Source organism: Streptomyces sp. NRRL S-920 (genome assembly GCF_000717945.1).
Classification (GTDB): Bacteria; Actinomycetota; Actinomycetes; order Streptomycetales; family Streptomycetaceae; genus Streptomyces; species Streptomyces alboniger.
Window position 1 is genome coordinate 149,952 of record NZ_JODF01000018.1, and the last position, 20,152, is coordinate 170,103.

Here is a 20,152-nt window from a genome sequence, read left to right on the forward strand (position 1 = left end):
CCCGTCATGGGGGCCGCACCGTCCATCACCACGTCGCATCGGCGGCGACGAGCCGTCCCCTGGGTGTTCCTGGGGCTGTGGATCGTCGTCCTCGCGCTCGCCTCGCCCTTCGCCGCCAAGCTCTCCGACGTCCAGAAGGACCGGCCCGTCGACTATCTCCCGGCGAGCGCGGACTCGACCGAAGTCGCCAGGATCCAGGACCAGTTGCCGGGCGGCGAGGCCACCGAACTGGTCCTCGTCTATCACCGGGACAGTGGGCTGACCCCCGCCGACCGCGAAACCGCGGCGAAGCAGGTCGCCGAGATAGCGGGGGCCCACAAGCTCGTCGCCGAGCCCAGGGGCGTGCCCTCCAAGGACGGCACCACACTGATGTACCCCGTCGCCTCCACCGAGCCGGGACAGGACGAGGAGAAGCGGGACGCCCTCGTCAACGACGTACGGGACATCGCCAGGGACGACGGCGGGCTGAGCGTCGACGTCGGCGGCGGCGGTGCCTTCGACACCGACGCGAGCGAGGTCTACAACGCGCTCGGCGGCCCCCTGCTCTACACCACCGCGGGCGTCGTCGCGCTGCTGCTCGTCCTCATCTACCGCAGCCCGTTCCTGTGGCTCGTACCGCTCGCCGTCGCCGGCGTCGCGGACTACTTCGCGATGGCCGCCGCCTACGGACTCAACCAGGCCTTCGGGACCTCCGTCAGCGGGCAGAGCAGCGGCATCATGACCATCCTCGTCTTCGGCGCGGGCACCGACTACGCCCTGCTCCTCGTCGCCCGCTACCGCGAGGAACTCCGCAGGATCGAACAGCCCTACGACGCCATGGTCGCAGCCCTGCGCGGCTGCGGACCCGCCGTGCTCGCCTCCTCCGGGACCGTCGCCGCCGGGCTGCTCTGCCTGCTCGCCGCCGACCTCAACAGCAGCCGGGGCATGGGCCCGCTCGGCACCGTCGGCGTGCTGAGCGCGCTCGTGGCCATGCTGACACTGCTGCCGGCCGTCCTGGTGCTCCTCGGCCGACGCGTGTTCTGGCCGCTGATCCCCGCCTTCGGCAGCGCGCCCAAGCAGCGGCGCTCGCTCTTCGCCGCCATGGGCAGCTCGGCCGGACGCAGGCCCTACGCGGTCCTCGCCTCGGGAGCCGTCCTGCTCGGCGCGCTCGCCCTCGGCGCCTTCAACCTGCCGGGCTCCCTCAAGCAGGAGGACTCCTTCACCAAGACCCCCGACTCGGTGGCGGCCATGGAGACCCTCGCCGCCGCCTACCCCGAACGCGGCAGCCAGCCCATCACCGTCATGACCCCGGCGCGGGACGCCCCCGGCGCCCTCGCCGAGATCCGCGGCACCAAGGGCGTCGACAGCGCGCAGAAGGGACGTACCGCCAAGGGCTGGACCGAGATCTCCGTGATCGCCTCCGCCGCGCCCGAGACCCCGGGGGAGACCGCCACCATCAAGGCGCTGCGGGACGGACTCGACGGGTCGTACGTCGGTGGATCCAGCGCCCAGCAACTCGACCTGAAGGACACCAACTCCCGCGACCGCGCCCTCGTCGTGCCGCTCGTCCTCGCGGCCGTGCTGCTGATCCTCGTAGCCCTGCTGCGCAGCCTCGTCGCCCCCCTGCTGCTGCTCGCCGCGGTCGTCGCCGTATGGGGCGCCTCGCTGGGCATCGCGGGCCTTGTCTTCGAACCGATTTTCGGGTTCGAGGGCACCGACCCGGGGCTCGGCCTGCTGTCCTTCGTCTTCCTCGTCGCCCTCGGCGTCGACTACGGCATCTTCCTGATGCACCGGATGAGGGAGGAGAGCCTGAAGGGCGCCGAGCCGGGCGCGGCCGCGCTCACCGCCCTGCGCACCACCGGCGGCGTCATCGCCTCCGCGGGCCTCGTCCTCGCCGCGACGTTCGCCGTGCTCACCAACATGCCGCTCGTCCAACTCGTCGAACTGGGCTTCGTCATCGCGGTCGGCGTACTCCTCGACACCTTCCTGGTGCGTACGTACCTGGTGACGAGCGCGAGCGTGGCGCTCGGCCGCAAGGTGTGGTGGCCCGGCCCGCTGTCCCGGCCCCGCCCCGCGGCCCCCGCCGCACCCGGGGCCGACCGCGTTCGGGTCCCCTCGCCTTGATCCGGCCCCTGCTGAGGGCGCCCCTCCTCTCCCGGAGGGGCGCCCGCGTACCCGAAGATGGGCCGGTGGACTCACCCGACCCTGGCCAGGACAGCGCGCAGGACCCCGCTCGCCGCAACCTCATCGAGCGCGTCCTCGGCCCCGCCGCCCCCGGCGAACGGCTGCGCACCGACGTCCTGTTCGCGCTGGCCATGGCCGCGAGCGCCGTCGTCGTCGTGCGGGTCGTGCGGGACAACGGCGACCCGCCCGGCCCGCTCGGCTGGGCGCTGCTGCTCGCCGCGCACATCACCATCGTGTGGCGCCGGCGCGCCCCGATACGCGTCATGTTCGTCCTGATGGCGATCCTGCTGACCTACCACTCGCTCGACGCCAACCACACCGCTCCCATGGCCGTCTCGATGGCCGGCCTGTTCACCGTGGCCTCCCGCACCCGGCCCCGCAACGCCGTCCTCATCGGGGCCGGGGTCATCGGCATCATGCTGAGCGTCAAGTTCTCCGAGGGCATGGCCGAGGGCGCCGAGTCCCTGCGCATCACCGGCTGGATCGTCTCCTTCCTGCTGCTCGGCGTTTACGTCCGCATCCACCGCCAGTACGTCGCCTCCGTCGTCGAACGCGCCGAGCGGGCCGAGCGCACGCGGGAGGAGGAGGCACGCCGCCGGGTCGCCGAGGAACGGCTGCGGGTCGCCCGCGACCTGCACGACCTGCTGGCGCACAGCATCACCCTCGTCGGCGTCCAGACGTCCGTCGCCGCGCACGTCCTGGCCGCCGACCCGGACCGCCTGGACCGCGCGGCCGTCGCCAAGGCGCTGGACGACGTCGCCGAGACCTGCCGCACCGCCCGCGGTGAACTCCGCGCCACCCTGGAGGTGTTGCGGTCCGGCACCGACGAAGGAGACGAAGACGAGGCCAGGGGCCCGCTGCCCGGCCTCGGCTCCCTGCCCGACCTCGCCGACGCGGCCCGCACCGCGGGGGCCCGCGTCGAGCTGACCGTGGCCGAGTGCCAGGCGCCGCCCGCCGTGGGCGCCGCCGCCTACCGCATCGTGCAGGAGGCGCTGACCAACGCCGTGCGGCACGCGGGCCCCGACCTCACCGTCCGGGTGGACATACGCGCGGCGGACGCGGCGCTGAGCGTGACGGTCGCCGACGACGGCGTCGGCGCCGAGGAGCCCGCGGGCACCCCCGGTTACGGGCTCGTCGGGATGCGGGAGCGGGCCCGTACCGTAGGCGGGACCCTGGAGGCGGGGCCGCGGCCCGGGGGCGGTTTCCTGGTGTCCGCGGTGCTGCCCCTCGCGCCCGCGTCCCTGGGAGGCCTGACATGACCATCCGCGTGTTGCTCGCCGACGACCAGACGCTGGTGCGCGCGGCGTTCGCGATGCTCGTCGACTCGGCGCCCGACATGGAGGTCGTGGGGCAGGCGGGCACGGGGCGCTCGGCGGTCGACCTGGCCCGCTCCGCACGGGCCGACCTCGTCGTCATGGACATCCGCATGCCCGACCTCGACGGGATCGAGGCGACGCGGCTGCTCGCGGCGGACGAGGACCTGGCGGGCGTGAAAGTGCTGATGCTGACGACGTACGACACGGACGAGCACGTGGTCGACGCATTGCGGGCGGGCGCGTCCGGGTTCCTGGTCAAGGACACCAGGCCCGCCGAACTCCTGGAGGCCATCCGCACGGTCGCCGCCGGGGAGTCCCTGCTCTCGCCAGGGCCCACCTCGCGGCTGATCGCCCGGGTGCTGCGGTCGCCGGACACCCCCGGACTGAGGGCGACCGGCGGCCCCGACGGCCTCTCGGACCGCGAACGGCAGGTCCTCGCGCTGGTGGCGCGGGGCCTGAACAACACGGAGATCGCCGAGACGCTGGGCCTGAGTCCGCTCACCGCGAAGACGCATGTGAGCCGCATCATGGGCAAGCTGGCCGCCCGCGACCGGGCGCAACTGGTCATCGTGGCCTATGAGTCGGGGCTGGTCTCACCGGGGGCGTGAGGGCGCCTCCGCTACGACGAGACGCGGACCCCGGAGCCGGGGTCAGAGCAGCCCCGCCGCTGCCAAGTGCTTGCCCACCTTTTCCGTCTCCCTCGGTGACAGCGGGATCTGCGGTTCCGCCGTCGCCGGGCAGGCGATCACGCCGCGCAGGTGCAGCGCCGCCTTGAAGGCGCCCAGCGCCGACGAGCTGCCGCCCATCCGGCCCGGGTCGCCCGCCGTCACCATCCCGAACAGGCCGCACAACCGCTCCTGTTCGGCCCGCGCCCGCTCCCAGTCGCCCTCGCGGCAGGCGGCGTAGAGACGTACGTACCCGGCGGGGTCGACATTGCCGAGCCCCGGCACGACACCGTCCGCGCCCATCGCGAGCGCCGCGTCGACCGTCACCTCCGAACCGGTCAGCACACTGAAGGGGACCGGCACGGCCCGCCTGCCGAGAAGCACGCTGCGAAAGGCGCCCTCGGCACCGCTGGAGTCCTTCAGGCCCGCGAGCACGCCGTCCGCGGCCAGTTCGAGGACCAGTTCCGCGCTCAGCTTCGTGTGCACCGAGACCGGCAGGTCGTACGCGAGGACCGGCACCGCGGAGGCGCTCGCGACCAGCCGGAAGTGGCGGGCGATCTCGGCCGGGTGGGTACGCGTGTAGAAGGGCGCGGTGACGACGGCCGCGTCCGCGCCCGCCTCGGTGAGCGCCCGCACGTGATCGAGGACGCGGGGCGTGGTCATGTCGATCGCGCCCGCGAGGACGGGGAGGCGGCCGCCCACATGGCGTACGACCGTGTCGACGACGAGGGCCCGCTGCCGGTCCGTCAGGTACGCGACCTCCGAGGTGGAGCCGAGGACGAAGAGACCGTCGACGCCGCCTTCGATCAAGTGGTCGACGAGCCGGACGAGGGAGGCGGTGTCCACCTCGCGGTCCGGTGTCAGCGGGGTGCAGACGGGCGGGACGACACCGGTCAGCGGGGTGGGCAGGGTCATGGGCGCTCCCTTGGATCCTTGGCCGTGTCGGCGGGGCCGTGAGCCGTGGCGGCGGCCTGCGTGGCGAGTTCGTGGGTCGACTGTCCTTCGTCCACCGGGTGATGGCAACGGAACAGGTGCCCGACGCCCGCCCGCTCCGGGTCCGGCATCACCTCGGCGCACACGCCGTCCGCCTTCCAGCAGCGCGTACGGAACGGGCAGCCGCTCGGCGGCCGGGTCGCCGACGGCACCGGCCCGGCCAGCGGGATCGGGTCGATGGGGTCGAGCAGGCCCGGCGTGGCCGAGAACAGGGCGCGCGTGTACGGGTGCCGGGCGCGGTCCAGGATCTCGGCGGCGGGGGCCTCCTCCACGATCCGCCCCAGGTACATGGTGATGACACGGTCGCTCATCCTGCGCACGGTCTGGATGTCGTGCGAGACGAACACCAGGGCGAGCCCGAGGCGTTCCTTCAAATCCAGGAGGAGGTTGAGGATCTGGGCGCGCACGGACACGTCGAGCGCGCTGGTCGGTTCGTCGGCGACGACCAGCTCCGGTTCGAGGGCCAGCGCGCGGGCGATCGCGACGCGTTGGCGTTGTCCGCCGGACAGTTGGCCCGGGAGGCCGTCGGCGAGGGCCTTGGGCAGGCCGACCAGATCCATCAACTCGCGCACGCGGGCGTCGCGTTCGGTCGGAGTACCGCGTTTGTGTATGTCCAGGGGGTCGCGGAGGATCTGCCTGATCGACAGTCTGCGGTTCAGGGCGGTCGACGGGTCCTGGAAGATCATGCCGGTACGGGTGCCGATCTCCGTCCGCCTCTTGGCGGGGGGCATCGTCCAGAGGTCCCTGCCTCTGAAAGTCACCGTTCCGCTTGTGGGGTGCTGTACGCCGAGTAGGACCTTTGCCAGGGTGGACTTGCCGCAGCCTGATTCGCCGACCACGCCGAGGGTCTCGCCGGGGGCGATTTTCAGGTCTGCCCCTGTGAGGGCGTGGACCTGGCCCCGGGAGAACAGCCCTCCGGAGCGGGCCCGGTGTGTGACGTGCACGTCGTTCAAGCAGAGCAGGGGGGTGGTCACGTGTGCTCCCCGGGTGCGGGCTCGTGGGGGCTGGGCGCGCAGTTCCCCGCGCCCCTTCGGGGCGCTCCAGTTCGGGGCGCTCCACTGCGGGGCGCCGGATGGTGGCATGCCGTCTCGTGGGTCGCCGGGCCCACCAGCGCCGGAGCCTCCTGCTGGCACACCTGCGATGCCAACGGGCAGCGGTCCGTGAAGCGGCAGCCCGGGGGGAAGTCGGCGGGGGAGGGGACCACGCCCTTGATCTGCGTGAGCCGTTGCGCCGCCGACTCCAGGGAGAGCACCGAGCCGAGCAGGCCCCGCGTGTAGTGGTGCGAGGGGGCGCCCACCAGGTCGGCGGTCACGCCCGTCTCCACGATCTGACCGCCGTACATCACCACCACCCGATCGGTGACATCGGCGACGAGGGCCAGGTCGTGCGAGACGAGGATCAGTGCGAAGCCCAGCTCCTCGCGGAGCCTCAGCAGCAGCTCGATGATCTGCGCCTGCACGGTGACGTCGAGTGCCGTCGTCGGCTCGTCGGCGATGATCAGTTTCGGCTCGCGGGAGAGGGCCATGGCGATCAGTACGCGCTGGCGCTGGCCGCCGGACAGCTCGTGCGGGTAGCTGCGCAGCGTCCGTTCCGGGTCCAGGCCGACCAGTTCCAGGAGGGCGGCGGGCGTGCGGCGGCCACCTCTCCGTACGACCTGCTTGAGCTGGGAACGGACCGTCATCGCGGGATTCAGCGAGGACAGGGCGTCCTGGTAGATCATCGCCATGTGGTGGCCGAGCAGGCGGCGCCGGGCCCGCGCCGGCAGGCCGGTCAGCTCCTGGCCGTCGAAGGTGACGCCGCCCCGGACGCGGGCGCCCCTGGGTTCCAGGCCCATCACGGTCAGGGCCGTCAGCGACTTGCCGCAGCCCGACTCGCCGACCAGGCCGAGGACCTCACCGGGGCGCACGTCGAAGGAGATGCCGTCCACGATGTCCACGCCGTCGTGCCGCCCGGGGAAGGCGATGCGCAGGTCGCGTACGTCGAGGACCGGCGCCCCGGACGGCAGGGGCCGGGCCCGCGCCCGCAACCGGTCCGAGGCCTCGGCGAGGCCGGGGAGTTCGAGGACCTCGCCCGTGCCCGGTTCGGGGGCTTCGAGGGGGTCCTCCTCGTGGGCCGTGCCCGGCACGTCGCGGGTGGAGGGTGCCGCCCACGCGTCCGAGACGCCCTCGGAGAGGATGTTCAGGGCGAGCACCGTGAGCAGCATGAGGAGGCCGGGGAAGACGGTCGCCCACCAGCCGCCGATCAGCACCATGTTCTTGCCGTCGGCGATGACGCTGCCCCACGACGGGTCGGGCGGCCGGACGCCCGCGCCGATGAAGGAGAGCGACGCCTCGAAGACGATGGCCTCGGCGACCTGCACGGTGCAGAAGACCAGGATGGGCGCCGCGCAGTTCACGGCGACGTGCCGGATCAGGATGTGCGGGGTGCGGGCGCCGACGACGCGTTCGGCGGTGACGTAGTCCTCGCCGTACTGGTCGAGGACGTTGGCCCGGACGACCCGGGCGATCGGCGGGGTGAACAGGAAGGCGATCGCGCAGATCAGTACGGTGATGCCGCCGCCGAAGACCGCGACGAGCACGGCGGCGAGCGCGATGCCGGGGAACGCCATGACGACGTCCAGGCAGCGCATCAGCGTCTCGTCGACCGCCTTGCGGGAGGTCGCGGCGACCGCGCCGATCAGCGCGCCGGCGATCAGGGCGAGCAGCGTCGCGCCGAGCCCGATGGCCAGCGACCAGCGTGCCCCGTACATCAGCCGGCTGAGGATGTCGCGGCCGAGGCTGTCCTGGCCCATCCAGTGGCGGGCGGAGGGGTGTCCGGTGCCGTCGGCCTGGGGCTGCTGGTCCAGTGGGTCGTGCGGGGCGATGAGCGGGGCGAGGAGCGCGACCAGGACGACGACGCCGATGACGCCGACCGCGACCCGGGACAGGACGGGCAGCTTGCGCAGGGAGCGCAGGCGGATGCCGGGGACCGAGAGCCGGTCCGCGAGCCTCTTGTGCGACATGAGCATCAACTCGTCCCCCTCAGGCGCGGGTTGACCAGGAGGTGCAGGATGTCGATGACGAGGTTGACGACGACGAAGCCGACGGCCGTGGTGATGACGACGCCCTGGACGACGGCCGGGTCGCCGTTCTTCACGGCGTCGATCATCAGCTTGCCCATCCCCGGCAGCGAGAAGATCGTCTCGATGACGACGGCGCCGCCCAGCAGATAGCCGACGCGCAGGCCGAGCACGGTGAGCGGGTTGATGAGGGCGTTGCGCAGGACGTTCCGGCCGACGACCACCACCGGGGGCAGGCCGCTGCCGATGGCCGTACGGACGTAGTCCTTGTCCAGCTCCTCGACGACGGCCGTGCGGATGACGCGGGTGAGCCCGGCCGCCACCGGCAGGGAGAGCGCGAGGGCGGGCAGGGTCATGGTCCTGAGCCAGCCGGTGAGGGAGTCGGCGGGGTTGATGTAACCGCCGGTCGGGAACCAGCCGAGGTCCACCGCGAGGTACTGGATCATCAGCAGCGCCAGCCAGAAGCCGGGCGCCGCGACGCCGGTCAGGGAGACCACGCGGATGAGCTGGTCCGGCAGCCGGTCGCGGTGGATCGCGGCGGTCACGCCGAGGGTGAGGGAGAGGACGACCGCGATGCCGAGCCCGAGGAACGTCAGCTGCATGGTGAGCGGCAGGGCGGTGGTGACCTGGTCGAGGACGGGGGAGCGGTTGAGGACGCTGATCCCCATGTCGCCCTGGAGCAGGTCCCCCACGAAGGCGAGATAGCGCACGGGCAGCGGATCGAGGAGCCCGTTCTCCTCGCGGAAAGCGTGCAGTTGCTCGGGGGTCGGGTTGGCGCCCTGGAAGAACGCGGAGGCCGGGTCGACGTCCGAGAACCGCATCACGAGGAAGACGAAGAGCACGATGCCGAGCAGCAGCGGGACGAGCAGGGCGATACGGCGGGCGAGGATTCTGAGGACTGCGGTCACGGCGTGCGCCTCCCGAACCGGTGCTGCTTCAGGCCCACTTGGCCTGGAGGAGGTTGATCCCCGGGTACGGCTGGGCCCGGACGCCGGTGATCTTCTTGGGGTCCCAGGCCGTCATGAGTTCGTTGTGTACGACGGGATAGAGCACCGCCTGCTCGGCGATCACGTCGATGTACTCCTGGATCATGGCCTTCTTGCGGCCCGCCTCGGGTTCGCGGGTGGCCTGCGCCATGTCCTTGAAGAGCTTCTTGGCGGTGGGGTTCTGGGCCCAGCGGGCGTAGCCCATCCACAGGTTCTCGGGGCCGTAGTTGTAGTGCATGATCAGGTCGGCGTCGAGCCCGAACTGGTTGGGGTTCGAGGCGGCCGCGACCACCTGGAAGTCCTTCTTCTGGTCGAGCTTGGTGAAGACGGCGGTGGTCTCCTGCGGGTCGAGGGTGACCTCGACGCCGATCTTCTCCCAGCCGTCCTGGATGGTGGGCAGGCAGTCGACGATCCAACTCACGTTCACGGCCATGAGGTTGACCTTCAGCTCGCCGACCCCGGCCTGCTTGAGGAGTTTGCGCGCCTTCAGCACGTCGTACGCGTAGACGGTTCTCGCGGGCCGGTAGGAGGGGTTGGCCTCGTTGAGGAACGAGGTCGCCGCCTTGCCGTGGCCCCTCAGCGCGGCCTCGATCATCTTGTCGCGGTCGATGGCGTAGTGCAGCGCCTGGCGTACGCGTACGTCGTCGAACGGCTTGTGCGCGGTGTTGAAGAGCAGGAAGAGGTTGTTCATCCCGGCGCCGCCCTCGACGCTCATGCCGCTCTTCTTGAGCTGCCCGATGTTGGCGTACGGGATGTTGTCGGCGATCTCCGCGTCCGCGCCGGCCCCGGAGATCTTCGCGACGCGCGGCGCGGCGTCCACGATCGTCAGCCAGTTCATCTTCTTGAAGGCGGCCTTGCGCGGGCCGTTGTAGTCCTCGAAGGCCTCGAAGGTGGTGTTCGACTTCGGGTGGTGCGCGGTCTGCCGGTACGGCCCGGAGCCCACCGCCTTGCCCCTCGTCGCGTCCTCCCAGGCCCCGGGCTTGGAGAAGACGTGCTTCGGCATGATCTTCGCGAGGGAGAGGCGGGCGGCGCCGTCGGGGAAGGGGAACTTCAGGATCAGCTCCACGTTCGTCGCGTCGACCTTCCTGACCTCCTTCAGCCAGCTCGCGAAGAACCCCTTGGCCAGGGTCTGCGTCCTCGGGTCCAGGATCCGGTCGAAGACGAACACCACGTCGTCGGCGGTGACGGGCTTGCCGTCGTGCCACCGGGCGCCCGGCCGCAGGGCGAACGCCCACGTGGTCGCCTTGAGGTCGGCCGGGATCTCGGTGGCGAGCGCGGCATAGGGCTCACGGGTGATCGGGTCGGTGCCGAGCAGACCTTCGTAGATGTGTTCGTTGCCCGCCATGGCGAAGGCGGAGGCGGTCTGGGTGGGGTCCCAGCTGCCGTCGTTGCCGTAGCCGATGACGGCCGTGAGCGTGGAGTCGCCGCCCGTGCCGCCTTCTCCGGACTCGTTGGTGGACTCGGGCCCCGAGGAACAGGCGGAGAGCGTGGTGGTGACGGCGGTGGCCGCGCCGAGCGCGGCGGCGTATCCGAGGACGGACCGGCGGTCCGGCCCGGGGTCGTGCCGCGCGGCGGTTCGAGGGATCAGGTCGCTCACGGTGTCTCCCTTGTCTCCCTTGAGAGATCCCACGTCCTACGTCGTGGGTGGCGTGGCGACCATAGGAGGGGCGCGGAGGCCGGTCAAGGCCCCGCACACGGCATTTCACCCCCATTGATGAGCGGGGCCGTCCGGCGGGGACAAGGCCCACCGCGGGTCTTGTTCGGGCCGGGTCGCCGGTCTCGTGGAGCGGGCGTCCGGGGCACGGCGAGGCACCGGTTTGTATTCTCGGCAGGCGCGACGGAGCGACCGCACCGAAACGCCCCCCCCGAGCCGTACCTGCGAGAGGCAACACCATGACCACCGAGCTGAGCCCCGACGCCCCGGCCCTGGACGGGCTTCTGGAGCGGGCCCGGAAGGACTACGAGGACCTCGCCGCGCGCGGGCTCTCCCTCGACCTCACCCGTGGCAAGCCCGCGCCGGAGCAGCTCGACCTCAGCGAGGACCTGCTGAGCCTGCCCGGCGGGCGGCACACCGCCGCCGACGGTACCGACGTACGCAACTACGGCGGCCTCCAGGGCCTGCCCGAGCTGCGCGAGATCTTCGCCGAGCTGCTCCAGGTCCCCGCCGGGCAGCTCCTCGCGCTCGGCAACTCCAGCCTGGAGCTGATGCACGACTGCCTCGTGCACGCCCTGCTCGGGAAGCTGCCCGGCGCCGAGTCCCGCTGGGTGGACCAGGAGCCCATCGCGTTCCTGTGCCCCGTGCCCGGCTACGACCGGCACTTCTCGCTCTGCGAGCGGTTCGGCATCGACATGATCCCCGTGCCGATGACGGCCGACGGGCCCGACATGGACGAGGTCGAGCGGCTCGCCGCCGGGAACCCCGCGGTCAAGGGCATCTGGTGCGTGCCCAAGTACAGCAACCCGGACGGCGTCTCCTACAGCGACGAGACCGTCGCCCGGCTCGCCCGCATGGAGACCGCCGCCCCCGACTTCCGGATCTTCTGGGACAACGCCTACGCCGTCCACCACCTCACCGACGAGCCCACCGAGATCGCCGACCTCCTCGGCGCCTGCGCCGAGGCCGGGAACCCGGACCGCGCGTTCGTCTTCGGCTCCACCTCCAAGATCACCGCCGCGGGCGCGGGCGTCGCCTTCTTCGGCTCCTCGCCCGCCAACGTGAAGTGGCTCCTCGCCAACAACCAGAAGCGCTCGATCGGCCCCGACAAGATCAACCAGCTGCGGCACGTGATGTTCCTGCGCGGCGCCGACGGTGTGCGGGCCCACATGGAGCGCCAGCGCGCGCTGCTCCAGCCCAAGTTCGAGGCGGTCGCGCGGATCCTCGACGCGGAACTCGGCGGCACCGGCCTCGCGACCTGGACCTCGCCCCTGGGCGGCTACTTCGTGACCCTCCAGGTCCCCGACGGCTGCGCCAAGGACGTCGTGCGCCGCGCCGCGGAGGCCGGCATCGTACTGACCCCGGCCGGTGCCACGCACCCCTACGGCGACGACCCGCGCGACACCGTCATCCGCATCGCCCCCAGCTACCCGGGCCTCGCGGAACTGGAGCAGGCCATCCACGGCCTGACCGTCTGCGTCCGCCTCGCCGGATACGAGCAGCGGGCCCGCCGGGCCGCGTGACCGGCCGCGCCGACCGCGAGGCGCGGCAGCCGCCGTCGGTACGGCCGTTCGGGTAGGCCGTGGTGACGCCCGCCCTCGGAACCGCGTTGCGCAGGTGGCAGAACGCTCGCACCACACGCGCCGGCACGAGGGACACACTCCATGGAAGCAACGACATCCCGTTCGCCGTCGAAGCGCCGGGGTGCGCGGGCGGGCCGGCGTCGCGGCCGCATCAGATGGCGGCGCTTCACCCTCGTCTTCGGTGCGGCGCTGACGCTGGGAGCCGGGACCGTCGTCACGACGACCGCGGCCGAGATCCCGGTCTCCTTCGCTGTCGCGGGCAGCCCGTTCACCGTTACGGCCGAGCGGCTGGAGGCTACCGGTGCCACCCAGTTCGCCTCCTTCCGCGCCGACGGAGAAGGCACCCGCCACCCGGTGGCGGTCGTCGGCATCCGCAGCGCGCGGATCAGCGGCCTGTGTCAGTCGGCGGTGACACGCTCCCCGTTCGGCACCGCCACTCTGGTCATCCGCTCCGGCGCGCCCGAGCCGGTGCGCGCCGAGCACCTGGCGCTCGACCTGACCCGCCTGACCGGGGACATGACGTACAAATCAGTCGAGATGGGCCGAGATGCCGCCACGCTGAACGGCTCGGGGGTCACCGGCCCGGCGGGCACGTACGGGCAACAGGCCCGCAAGCTGTCCATCGAGAACATGCGCCTGAAGGCCTGGTCGCTGACGGCGGGGATGTTCTCCCTCGCGGGCGCCGACATGTCCGTCCGCCGGGGGGAGCAGCCATGCACGTGAGCGCGGCTTCCACCCCGCCTCGTCGCCCGCGCCCCGTGGCCGCCTGCCTCGTGCTCGCCCTGGCCGCCGCCGAACTGGGGTCCTTCCCGCTCGCCCGCCCCAGCCTGCTGGGCCTTCAGGGGATCAGCGGCGCCGGCGCGGTCCTCCTGGCCGCCGCCCTGCTGGCCTGCGCCGCACACCTATGGGTACGCCCCGCCAACGCCACCACGAGCGGTGCGGCCGCCCTCGTCCTCGGACTGCTGTCCTACCCGCTCGCCAACCTCGGCGGCTTCCTGATCGGCATGTTTCTCGCTCTGCTCGGCGGCTCGCTCGCCCTGGCGTGGAGAAAGGACGAGGGCGGATCCGAGGCGGCACCGGTATCGGTCGACGAGGCCGTCGACGCCGCGTGGTGAGTGGACGAGTGAGACGACGGCGCGCGGCGCTGCTCCTCTGCGCCACCTGCGTACTCGGTCTCCTCCCCGTCTCCGCCGGTGCCGATCCCGCCGTACCGCCCGTGCCGCCCGTGCGCAGGGCCCCCGCGACGGCAGCCGCGCCCGTGGACTCGTGTACGGCAGCGGATCTCCCTGCCGCCGCTCCCGCGAGAGCGGCGCGAGCGAGAGCCGCACGAGCCGTTCTGGCATGCTTCAAGGCCGCTGTGCCGGGCGGCCGGTCCCCGCGCGGGGCGACGCTGCGTGCCACCGGCCTCACCGTCACCGCCATGTACTGCCCCCTGGGGAGCGACGTGTGCCGCGCCGCGAGTGTCACCCTGGACAACGCCCGTATCGGCTACCAGGGTTCGGGCCGCGCGCCCGGCTCCTGCACGGCGGCCCGTCGCATCACCCTCTCCGGTGACGTGCGGTTCGCCGCGACGTGGCTCAGGGGCCGCGTCTTCGGCCTGCTGCCCATGGCCCTCTCCACGGCCGCACTGCCTCCCTTGCCCTTGCCCTACCTCTACTTGAGCGATGTTCACGCGACGGGTCTGTGGGCCCGTGCCGATCACGCCACCACCGACGGCACGACCATCGGCCCCGGTCAGGAGTGCGCGCCCGGTCCGCCCCAGGCCGGGGTGGGCGACGACGCCCGGTTGAATCCGATCCGGGACGCGGGCAGCCCCGCGAACTGAGGAACCAGCTGCGCGGCACGCGTGCGGGTGAAGACGCTGAGGTGGGTACCGGTGTGACGGGCGAGCGCCAGCGCCCCGGACCAGCGGGTGAAGGTGGTGACGATCGCGACCGGGCCGGCCGGAGGGAGTTCGGGGAGCCTCTGGTACCAGGCACTGTCGTCGAGGAGGGCGACCGGCTCCGGGACGGGTGGCGTCGTACCGTCGGTATAACTGTTCGGCAGTAGAGGCAGAGCACCGGATGCCGCGACGGTGGCGGACCAATCGCGCATGAGGGTGAGTTGTCCCCGGCCGGGGAGCGTGGTTTCCGGGGTGAACCGGGCCGCCCGGTCGATGAGTTGTCGCAGGAACTCGGCTCGTCGATCGGCGTGCACCGCGATGAGCGGGGTGGTCGAGCACATCCGGCCGGCACGCGAGAAGCAGGCGTCGACCGCTGCCTGGGCGGCCGCACGGGAGCATCCGTCGTGCCGCAGCACGAGAAGACCCGGAGCCCGCGTCCCCGCGTTCCCTGACCCCGAGGTGCCGCGCAGACAGCATTGCGGGGCGACGTCGTCCGCGTGTTCGTCCAGTACCGCTCGCAGATCCCCCGCGGTAGCCCGCTCGGAGCCCTGGTTCGGCAGCAACTGCCAGACGTGCCGGGGCAGACCGGCCCCCCGCGCCAGGAGTCTCACCGCGAGCGCGGGCACGGCGCTGCGGACGTCCACCTCGGTGACGACGGCGCTGCCACCCACAAGGGCGGGCAGGGCGCCTTCGAGGAGGGAGGCCAGGGGCCGCCCCTCATGCACGCGCGAGGAGATCACGGCCGGTCTGTGCGGGCCGCCGTACGGGCCCGGGGCCGGGCGGGGCCGTACGGCGTGCAGGGCCTGCCGCAGGCCCGACGACGCCCGCAGGACCTTGACCGCATGGAGCAACACCTTGTCCGCCTGGCGGAGTTCGGCGACGCAATCGCGCGGCCCGAGCCCGCCGGCGTGCTGGACGACGGACCCCAGCCAGGCGCTGTGGGCCCTGAGGTCCGCGCGCAGACGCATGAGCCACCGCGTGCGCTCAGCGGCCGGTGTCGGCCCCCACGCCTCCTGGGCGCAACGGGCCCGGTCGACGGTGGGACGGACGTCCGCCGCGCAGGAGAGGGGAAGGCAGAGCATGGGAAGGCCCGAGAAGGCGCTTGTCACGGTGACGCGATCACGGTCACCGTCCGGCGTGACGATGCTGGCCTCCAAAGGCTTCTTCCCGGCGGGGCGGAGGTGCGGCGGGCAGGGCGATACGTCGGCACACCGCGGCCAGCGCGCCGCGGGGATGCAGGACGGCGACGGCGAGAGCGGTCCACGCCGCACCGCCGAGGAGTGCGCCGAACACCGTGACGGCCAGGCATGCCGAGACGGCGAGCGCGAGGCACGGGCCCAGGATGACCATCGTCGCCCGCAGGACCATGCCCGTGCCCCCCGTTCGAAGCCGGACGTTCACCGCCAGGAGGGCCGGGATCAGCACGAGACCCATCCAGAACAGCGTCTCGGCGATGGGGGACCGCAGCCACTGGATGAGTTCGGCCGTGGTCGGCGTCGGGGAGGTGAAGGCGGCGGGCGCGGTGGCGAGGAAGCGGCGCAGACCGGTGCCGTCCCAGCCATGGATGAGCGTGCAGAAGACGGCGACGTAGGCCAGGACGAATTGCAGGCAGGCGCTCCACAGCTTGCCTCGGACCAGCAGCCCGTGAGTGAGCAGGTAGCCCGCTGCGGCGCAGACCACGAGGCCCGCGCTGAAGGCCGCCAGTGCCCACGGCGGGACGGCGTGCCAGGCGTACATGGTCTCCCAGTCGGGGAACCGCGTGGCCAGCCACATGCCCATGGGGATGAACAGCATCCCCATGAAGAGCAGGGTGGCCAGCAGCCCCCGGTCCCGGATGGCCTCTTGGCGCGTGCCGTCACCATGGGCGGCACGCAGCCCGGTGGCGGTGGCCAGTGCACAGCCCGCCCCGATCCCGTAGGACCAGAACGGGTCGATTTGCAGCATGGGAGCGAAAGAGCCCTTCTTCAGCTCGTGACGAGTGAGGGGAGCGCCGTCCCTTGGGGTCGGAGGGAGGCGCCCGCGGGCGGTACCGCACCGGGGGCGGGGTAGGTGCCGCACAGAGAAGGCAGGCCGACACCCGCGAAGCGCAGCTGGGCGAGGCGGCTGTGGTAGGCCGCGCCGGACAGCAGCGCCCGGGCGATGTCCGGGGCGTGCCGATGGTCGGGGCCCTGCCAGAGCGTGCCACGGACCCAGGCGTTGAACGCGCTCATCGCCGGGCCGCACCAGATCTGGTAGTCGCCGCCACGGTCCGGGGCGCCTTGAGCGGCCCAGCGTGAGGAGAGTCCCAGATACCAGCGGAAGAGCAGGGCCATACGGAGCTTGGGCGTGTGCGCGGCGAGTGCCGCCTGGTCGGGCCGGTGCTGTGCGAGGTAGGCGGCCACGTCCGACCACGCCTGGCCCACGGGGCGGCGCAGGATCTGTTCCTCCAGCCGCTTGAGGTCGCTCGCGGGCAGGTCCTCAAGGCTCGCGTGCTCGCGGTAGAGCCGGTAGAGCCACGCGGCCCGGCCAGGGAACAGGGTCCCCCGTTTGAGGACCTGTACATCGACTCCCATTTCGAACATGTCGGCGGCGGGGGCCATCGCGTAGTCGCCGGGCCCGGCTTCGGCGAGCATGGTCTTTACCGCGGGCGAGGTGCCCGCTTCGGCGCATGCCTGGTTGATGGAGCCGGTGACGATGTAGTCCGCCCCCATGGCGAAGGCACCGAACGCGGCCTGGGGAGTGCCGATGCCACCGGCCGCGCCGACGCCGACGACCCCGCCGGGACGCCCGGCCGCCGCCTCGCGGTCCCGCAGGGCGATGATCAGGGGCAGTTGGGTGACCAGCGGGCGCCGGTCGGTGTGCCCGGCGGAATCGGCTTCCACGGTGATGTCGTCGGCCAGCGCCACCCGCGCGGCCAGTTCTGCCTGCTCGGCGGTGATACGCCCCTGGTGGGCGAGTTCGGTCAGGAGTTCGGCGGGGGGTGGCCGCAGGAAGAACTCGGCGGTGCTGGGCTGCGAGACCTTCGCGATGACGCGGTTGCCGGTGTGCACGGCTCCGTCCGGTGCCCAGCGCAGTCCCGCCGCGCGGTAACGGACCAGCTCCGCCGTCGGCTGGAGGAAGGCGGACGCCTCGACGCACGCCACCTGGTGGTGCAGGCAGAGGTCCACCGTCCGGCGTTCCGACGCCGGGTCGGCCGGGTCGTGGATGAGGTTGCAGGCCCAGGGAAGATCCGGGAGGTCCCGGCGCAGCCGTCGCAGCGCCTGCTCGACACGGCCGGTGGGGAGACCGGCCGCGCCGAAGGACGCCAGGTGGCCGGAGCGGGCAAGGGCGACCACCAGTTCCTCGGACGAGATGCCGCCCGCCATCGACCCCGCCATGTAGGGCTGCCGCACTCCGTGCCGCGCGAGGAAACGCGGGGCACCCAGCGCGCGGGTGCTGACCGGTGAGGCCGCGGCCAGGACCTGTGTCCCGGAACCGGCGCCGGGACGTTCGGCGACGACCCCGATCCGTCCCTCCTGGCGGACGACGAAACACGGCTGATCCAGCTCGCACAGGAGCGCACGGACATCGACGGGGTCGAAGCGTACGCCGGGGTGGTCCGACGCCATCATGGGTGACCCACCTGCTCTCCGGAACTGTCGCCCACCTGGAGGACGATGTTGTCGACCGCGTAGATGCGCAGGCCGTCGCGCCAGACGCTGCCGTCGGCCCAGGCCGTAAGGCCCTCGCCGGCCCGGTGGATCCGGCGCAGATGGATCTCCGCCTGCACCTCGTGGTGCCGCGGCAGGATCTGCCCCCGGTAGGTCCACCGGAGTTCCGCACCGGGCGGTGTGCGCAGGGCGTGCAGCTCCTTCTCGTCGACGGCGCCGGTGCACAGCAGGTAGCCCTTCACCATCTGGATCAGCAGCTCGACCCCGCAAGAGCCGGGCATGACGGGGTCGTTGAGGAAGTGGTGGGCGAAGTACCAGTCGTCCGCACGCACCGGTTTGGTGCACAGCAGGTATCCCCGGCCGTGGGTGCCGCCGTCGCGCACCAGCTCGCTCTCGGTCCCCGACAGGAAGGCGAAACGCCCCTGTCCCACGGGAAGTGCCGACAGGTCGGGCCGGACCGTGTGCACGGCGTCCGGCGCCTGGCGTCTCAGCCACGGAGGGACGATGCGGCCCCCGTCCATGCCCTGCTGACTGGCAAGGGCGCTCTCGGTGAAGAAGCCGTGGACGCTCTCCCCTCGGTAGAACACCTCGTCGTCCACGCTGAGTTCGTACGCGTACCGCTGAAGTACCGCGCCGGGCAACGGAGTACGAGCGAGGATCCTGGTGCGCTGACGTACGGTGCGCCCGAGCAGATCGGCCTGGCGCACCATGTGGTCCTGGCCCTCAAGATTGCGGACGGTGACGTTCTCGCCGGGGAACTCAAGGCTGGCACCCAGCGCGCCCCCGACGAAGGCCGCGGCTTGGAGCGAGGACTCCAGGTACATGAGGTGGGGGACCGTGCCCCCGTTCTCCCGGACGTACCAGGGGGCCGCCGGCACGTCGTACTCGGTGACGTATACGGATTCCGGCGAGCCCTCGCCATCGGCGGGGGGAGCGGTGAGCAGCCGGTCCAGCATGAGCAGGTCGCCCCGGGGCAGGCGGGGGCGGATCTTCGGCTGTGCCGCGTCGACGGGGGAGCCGTAGGCGACGTGCAGGTCTCCTTCGGCGGCATGCGCCATGTGCAGCTCGTTGGCAATCGGGGGTGTCTCATCCCCTGAACCCTGTCGTGCGGCGGCTCCGGGCCCCACCGGGGTGCCCGGCCTCTCCCGCAGGATCACGGCCACGTTGTGCAGCCGGGCGAGGAGGCCCCGAGCGGTGTGGACGCGCATGTCGGCGACCACATGGGGGCGGGGGACAAGGCCGATCGCCGCGATGTCCGCCTCCAGCGTGAGCGAGCCGGTGAGTTGTGCCGTGTCCAGGACTTCGATCTCCGTGTTCTTGCCCGCCCAGGGCAGCAGAGCGGGTCGGACCAGGCAGGTGTGCAGCCCCTGGTGCAGTGCGTGGAGGTGCAGCGCCTGCCAGGCGGCGTCGAGCAGCGCCGGCCAGCCCCCACTTGAACCGCCGGGGCCGAGGTCGACGGTGGCCGTCAGACGACCCAGGTGGAACCGGCCCGTCTCGGCGCCGGAGTGGGTGGCCTCCGTCACGCGGCACAGGCTCCCCGGGCGCTCGGCGGACATCATCTTCACGTCCGCCGGGCCGAGGTGGTCGCGTGTGGCGCGGGCCAGGGCACGGAACTGGCGGCTCTCGCCGGGCACCGGCCGGACCGGCCAGGCCGCTGCCTGCCTCGCGCCTTCACCCGCCAGGCCGTGTGCCTCGGCCAGGAGCGCCGCGCCGTGGTGCACGGTCCAACCCCAGGATCCCGCGCCCTCTGTGGCGGGCGTGGTGTCGGCACGCAGTACGGCGGCGGACGGCAGCTCGCCGTCGTGCCGATAGGTGACGCTCGCCCGCAGGAAGCCACCGGCCTCCCGAGCGGGCGTACGCCGCGCCGCCTCCCCGGCTTCGATGACGGCTGCCGGCAGCACTGGGGTGACCGGTGCCGGCGCCCCCGGGGTGACCGCTGCCGACGCCCCCGGGGTTGCCCGGGCGGCGCCTGCGAGCGCCCACTCCTCAAGTGCTTGATGGGCCCGCAGGGCCGTCTCATGGGCGGTATGGACAAGGCCCGCGAGTTCCCGCGCCACGCTCACCGGGGCCCCGGGGCAGGACCGGGCGGCCGGTACAGGAGCGGGCGAGGCGCATGCCGGGGCGACCGGATTCCCGGCACTCTCTTCCGGCCACCAGGGGACTACGACAGGGGGTCCGTGAAACTGGAGATCGTCCATGGTCTCTTCGCTCGGAGTGGGGGCG

At 72.3% G+C, this 20,152-nt stretch carries 16 protein-coding genes; 7 read left to right on the forward strand and 9 right to left on the reverse strand.

Going from position 1 to position 20,152, the window contains the following annotated elements; genetic code table 11:
- Positions 1–6: 6 nt before the first annotated feature.
- The 3 genes from IG54_RS0116005 (at position 7) to IG54_RS0116015 (ending at position 4,087) form a co-directional block, all read left to right on the forward strand.
- On the forward strand, positions 7–2,103 hold the full coding sequence (locus tag IG54_RS0116005) for an MMPL family transporter (RefSeq protein WP_030783544.1): 2,097 nt from the start codon (positions 7–9) through the stop codon (positions 2,101–2,103).
- 65 nt (positions 2,104–2,168) lie between these two features.
- On the forward strand, positions 2,169–3,422 hold the full coding sequence (locus tag IG54_RS0116010) for a sensor histidine kinase (RefSeq protein ID WP_078594158.1): 1,254 nt from the start codon (positions 2,169–2,171) through the stop codon (positions 3,420–3,422).
- A complete protein-coding gene (locus IG54_RS0116015) occupies positions 3,419–4,087 on the forward strand; it encodes a response regulator (RefSeq protein ID WP_030783549.1) in 669 nt (222 codons plus the stop codon). Before IG54_RS0116010 ends, IG54_RS0116015 begins: the two co-directional genes overlap by 4 nt.
- A gap of 42 nt (positions 4,088–4,129) precedes the next feature.
- Here IG54_RS0116015 and IG54_RS0116020 read toward each other — a convergent pair whose 3' ends face one another.
- The 5 genes from IG54_RS0116020 to IG54_RS0116040 are packed head-to-tail and all read right to left on the reverse strand — an operon-like array spanning position 4,130 to position 10,769.
- Positions 4,130–5,059, reverse strand: coding sequence for a dihydrodipicolinate synthase family protein (locus tag IG54_RS0116020; protein WP_030783552.1), 930 nt, complete (start codon positions 5,057–5,059; stop codon positions 4,130–4,132).
- Positions 5,056–6,219 (reverse strand): ABC transporter ATP-binding protein, encoded by a 1,164-nt coding sequence (locus IG54_RS0116025; RefSeq protein WP_078594140.1) that lies wholly within the window; start codon positions 6,217–6,219, stop codon positions 5,056–5,058. Before IG54_RS0116025 ends, IG54_RS0116020 begins: the two co-directional genes overlap by 4 nt.
- A complete protein-coding gene (locus IG54_RS0116030; protein WP_078594142.1) occupies positions 6,108–8,144 on the reverse strand; it encodes a dipeptide/oligopeptide/nickel ABC transporter permease/ATP-binding protein in 2,037 nt (678 codons plus the stop codon). Before IG54_RS0116030 ends, IG54_RS0116025 begins: the two co-directional genes overlap by 112 nt.
- The gene (locus IG54_RS0116035) at positions 8,144–9,103 is read right to left on the reverse strand and encodes an ABC transporter permease (protein WP_030783561.1); all 960 of its coding nucleotides are present in this window, start codon (positions 9,101–9,103) and stop codon (positions 8,144–8,146) included. Before IG54_RS0116035 ends, IG54_RS0116030 begins: the two co-directional genes overlap by 1 nt.
- Positions 9,104–9,131: 28 nt before the next feature.
- Positions 9,132–10,769, reverse strand: coding sequence for an ABC transporter substrate-binding protein (locus tag IG54_RS0116040; protein WP_420712258.1), 1,638 nt, complete (start codon positions 10,767–10,769; stop codon positions 9,132–9,134).
- Between the two features lie 305 nt (positions 10,770–11,074).
- Here IG54_RS0116040 and IG54_RS0116045 point away from each other — a divergent pair, with 305 nt between their 5' ends.
- The 4 genes from IG54_RS0116045 to IG54_RS0116060 all read left to right on the forward strand — a co-directional run bounded on the left by IG54_RS0116045 (position 11,075) and on the right by IG54_RS0116060 (position 14,243).
- A complete protein-coding gene (locus IG54_RS0116045) occupies positions 11,075–12,358 on the forward strand; it encodes an aminotransferase class I/II-fold pyridoxal phosphate-dependent enzyme (RefSeq protein WP_030783567.1) in 1,284 nt (427 codons plus the stop codon).
- Between the two features lie 141 nt (positions 12,359–12,499).
- On the forward strand, positions 12,500–13,141 hold the full coding sequence (locus IG54_RS0116050) for a DUF6230 family protein (RefSeq protein WP_051819534.1): 642 nt from the start codon (positions 12,500–12,502) through the stop codon (positions 13,139–13,141).
- A complete protein-coding gene (locus IG54_RS0116055; protein WP_199809545.1) occupies positions 13,138–13,533 on the forward strand; it encodes a DUF6114 domain-containing protein in 396 nt (131 codons plus the stop codon). The genes IG54_RS0116050 and IG54_RS0116055 overlap by 4 nt, the downstream gene beginning before the upstream one ends.
- Before the next feature lie 8 nt (positions 13,534–13,541).
- A complete protein-coding gene (locus IG54_RS0116060; RefSeq protein WP_158708874.1) occupies positions 13,542–14,243 on the forward strand; it encodes a hypothetical protein in 702 nt (233 codons plus the stop codon).
- Here the strand turns inward: IG54_RS0116060 and IG54_RS0116065 are convergent.
- From IG54_RS0116065 to IG54_RS0116080, 4 genes are read right to left on the reverse strand one after another with little or no spacing between them, the layout of a single operon-like run.
- Entirely contained in the window at positions 14,153–15,457 is a 1,305-nt protein-coding gene (locus tag IG54_RS0116065) for an aldehyde dehydrogenase family protein (RefSeq protein WP_051819536.1), read from the reverse strand. The genes IG54_RS0116060 and IG54_RS0116065 overlap by 91 nt on opposite strands.
- Entirely contained in the window at positions 15,426–16,244 is an 819-nt protein-coding gene (locus IG54_RS0116070; RefSeq protein WP_030783585.1) for a hypothetical protein, read from the reverse strand. Before IG54_RS0116070 ends, IG54_RS0116065 begins: the two co-directional genes overlap by 32 nt.
- Before the next feature lie 20 nt (positions 16,245–16,264).
- Positions 16,265–17,890: a PfaD family polyunsaturated fatty acid/polyketide biosynthesis protein gene (locus IG54_RS0116075; protein ID WP_051819537.1), complete on the reverse strand. Its 1,626-nt coding sequence runs from the start codon at positions 17,888–17,890 to the stop codon at positions 16,265–16,267.
- The gene (locus IG54_RS0116080) at positions 17,887–19,830 is read right to left on the reverse strand and encodes a hypothetical protein (RefSeq protein ID WP_051819538.1); all 1,944 of its coding nucleotides are present in this window, start codon (positions 19,828–19,830) and stop codon (positions 17,887–17,889) included. The genes IG54_RS0116075 and IG54_RS0116080 overlap by 4 nt, the downstream gene beginning before the upstream one ends.
- Positions 19,831–20,152 lie beyond the last annotated feature (322 nt).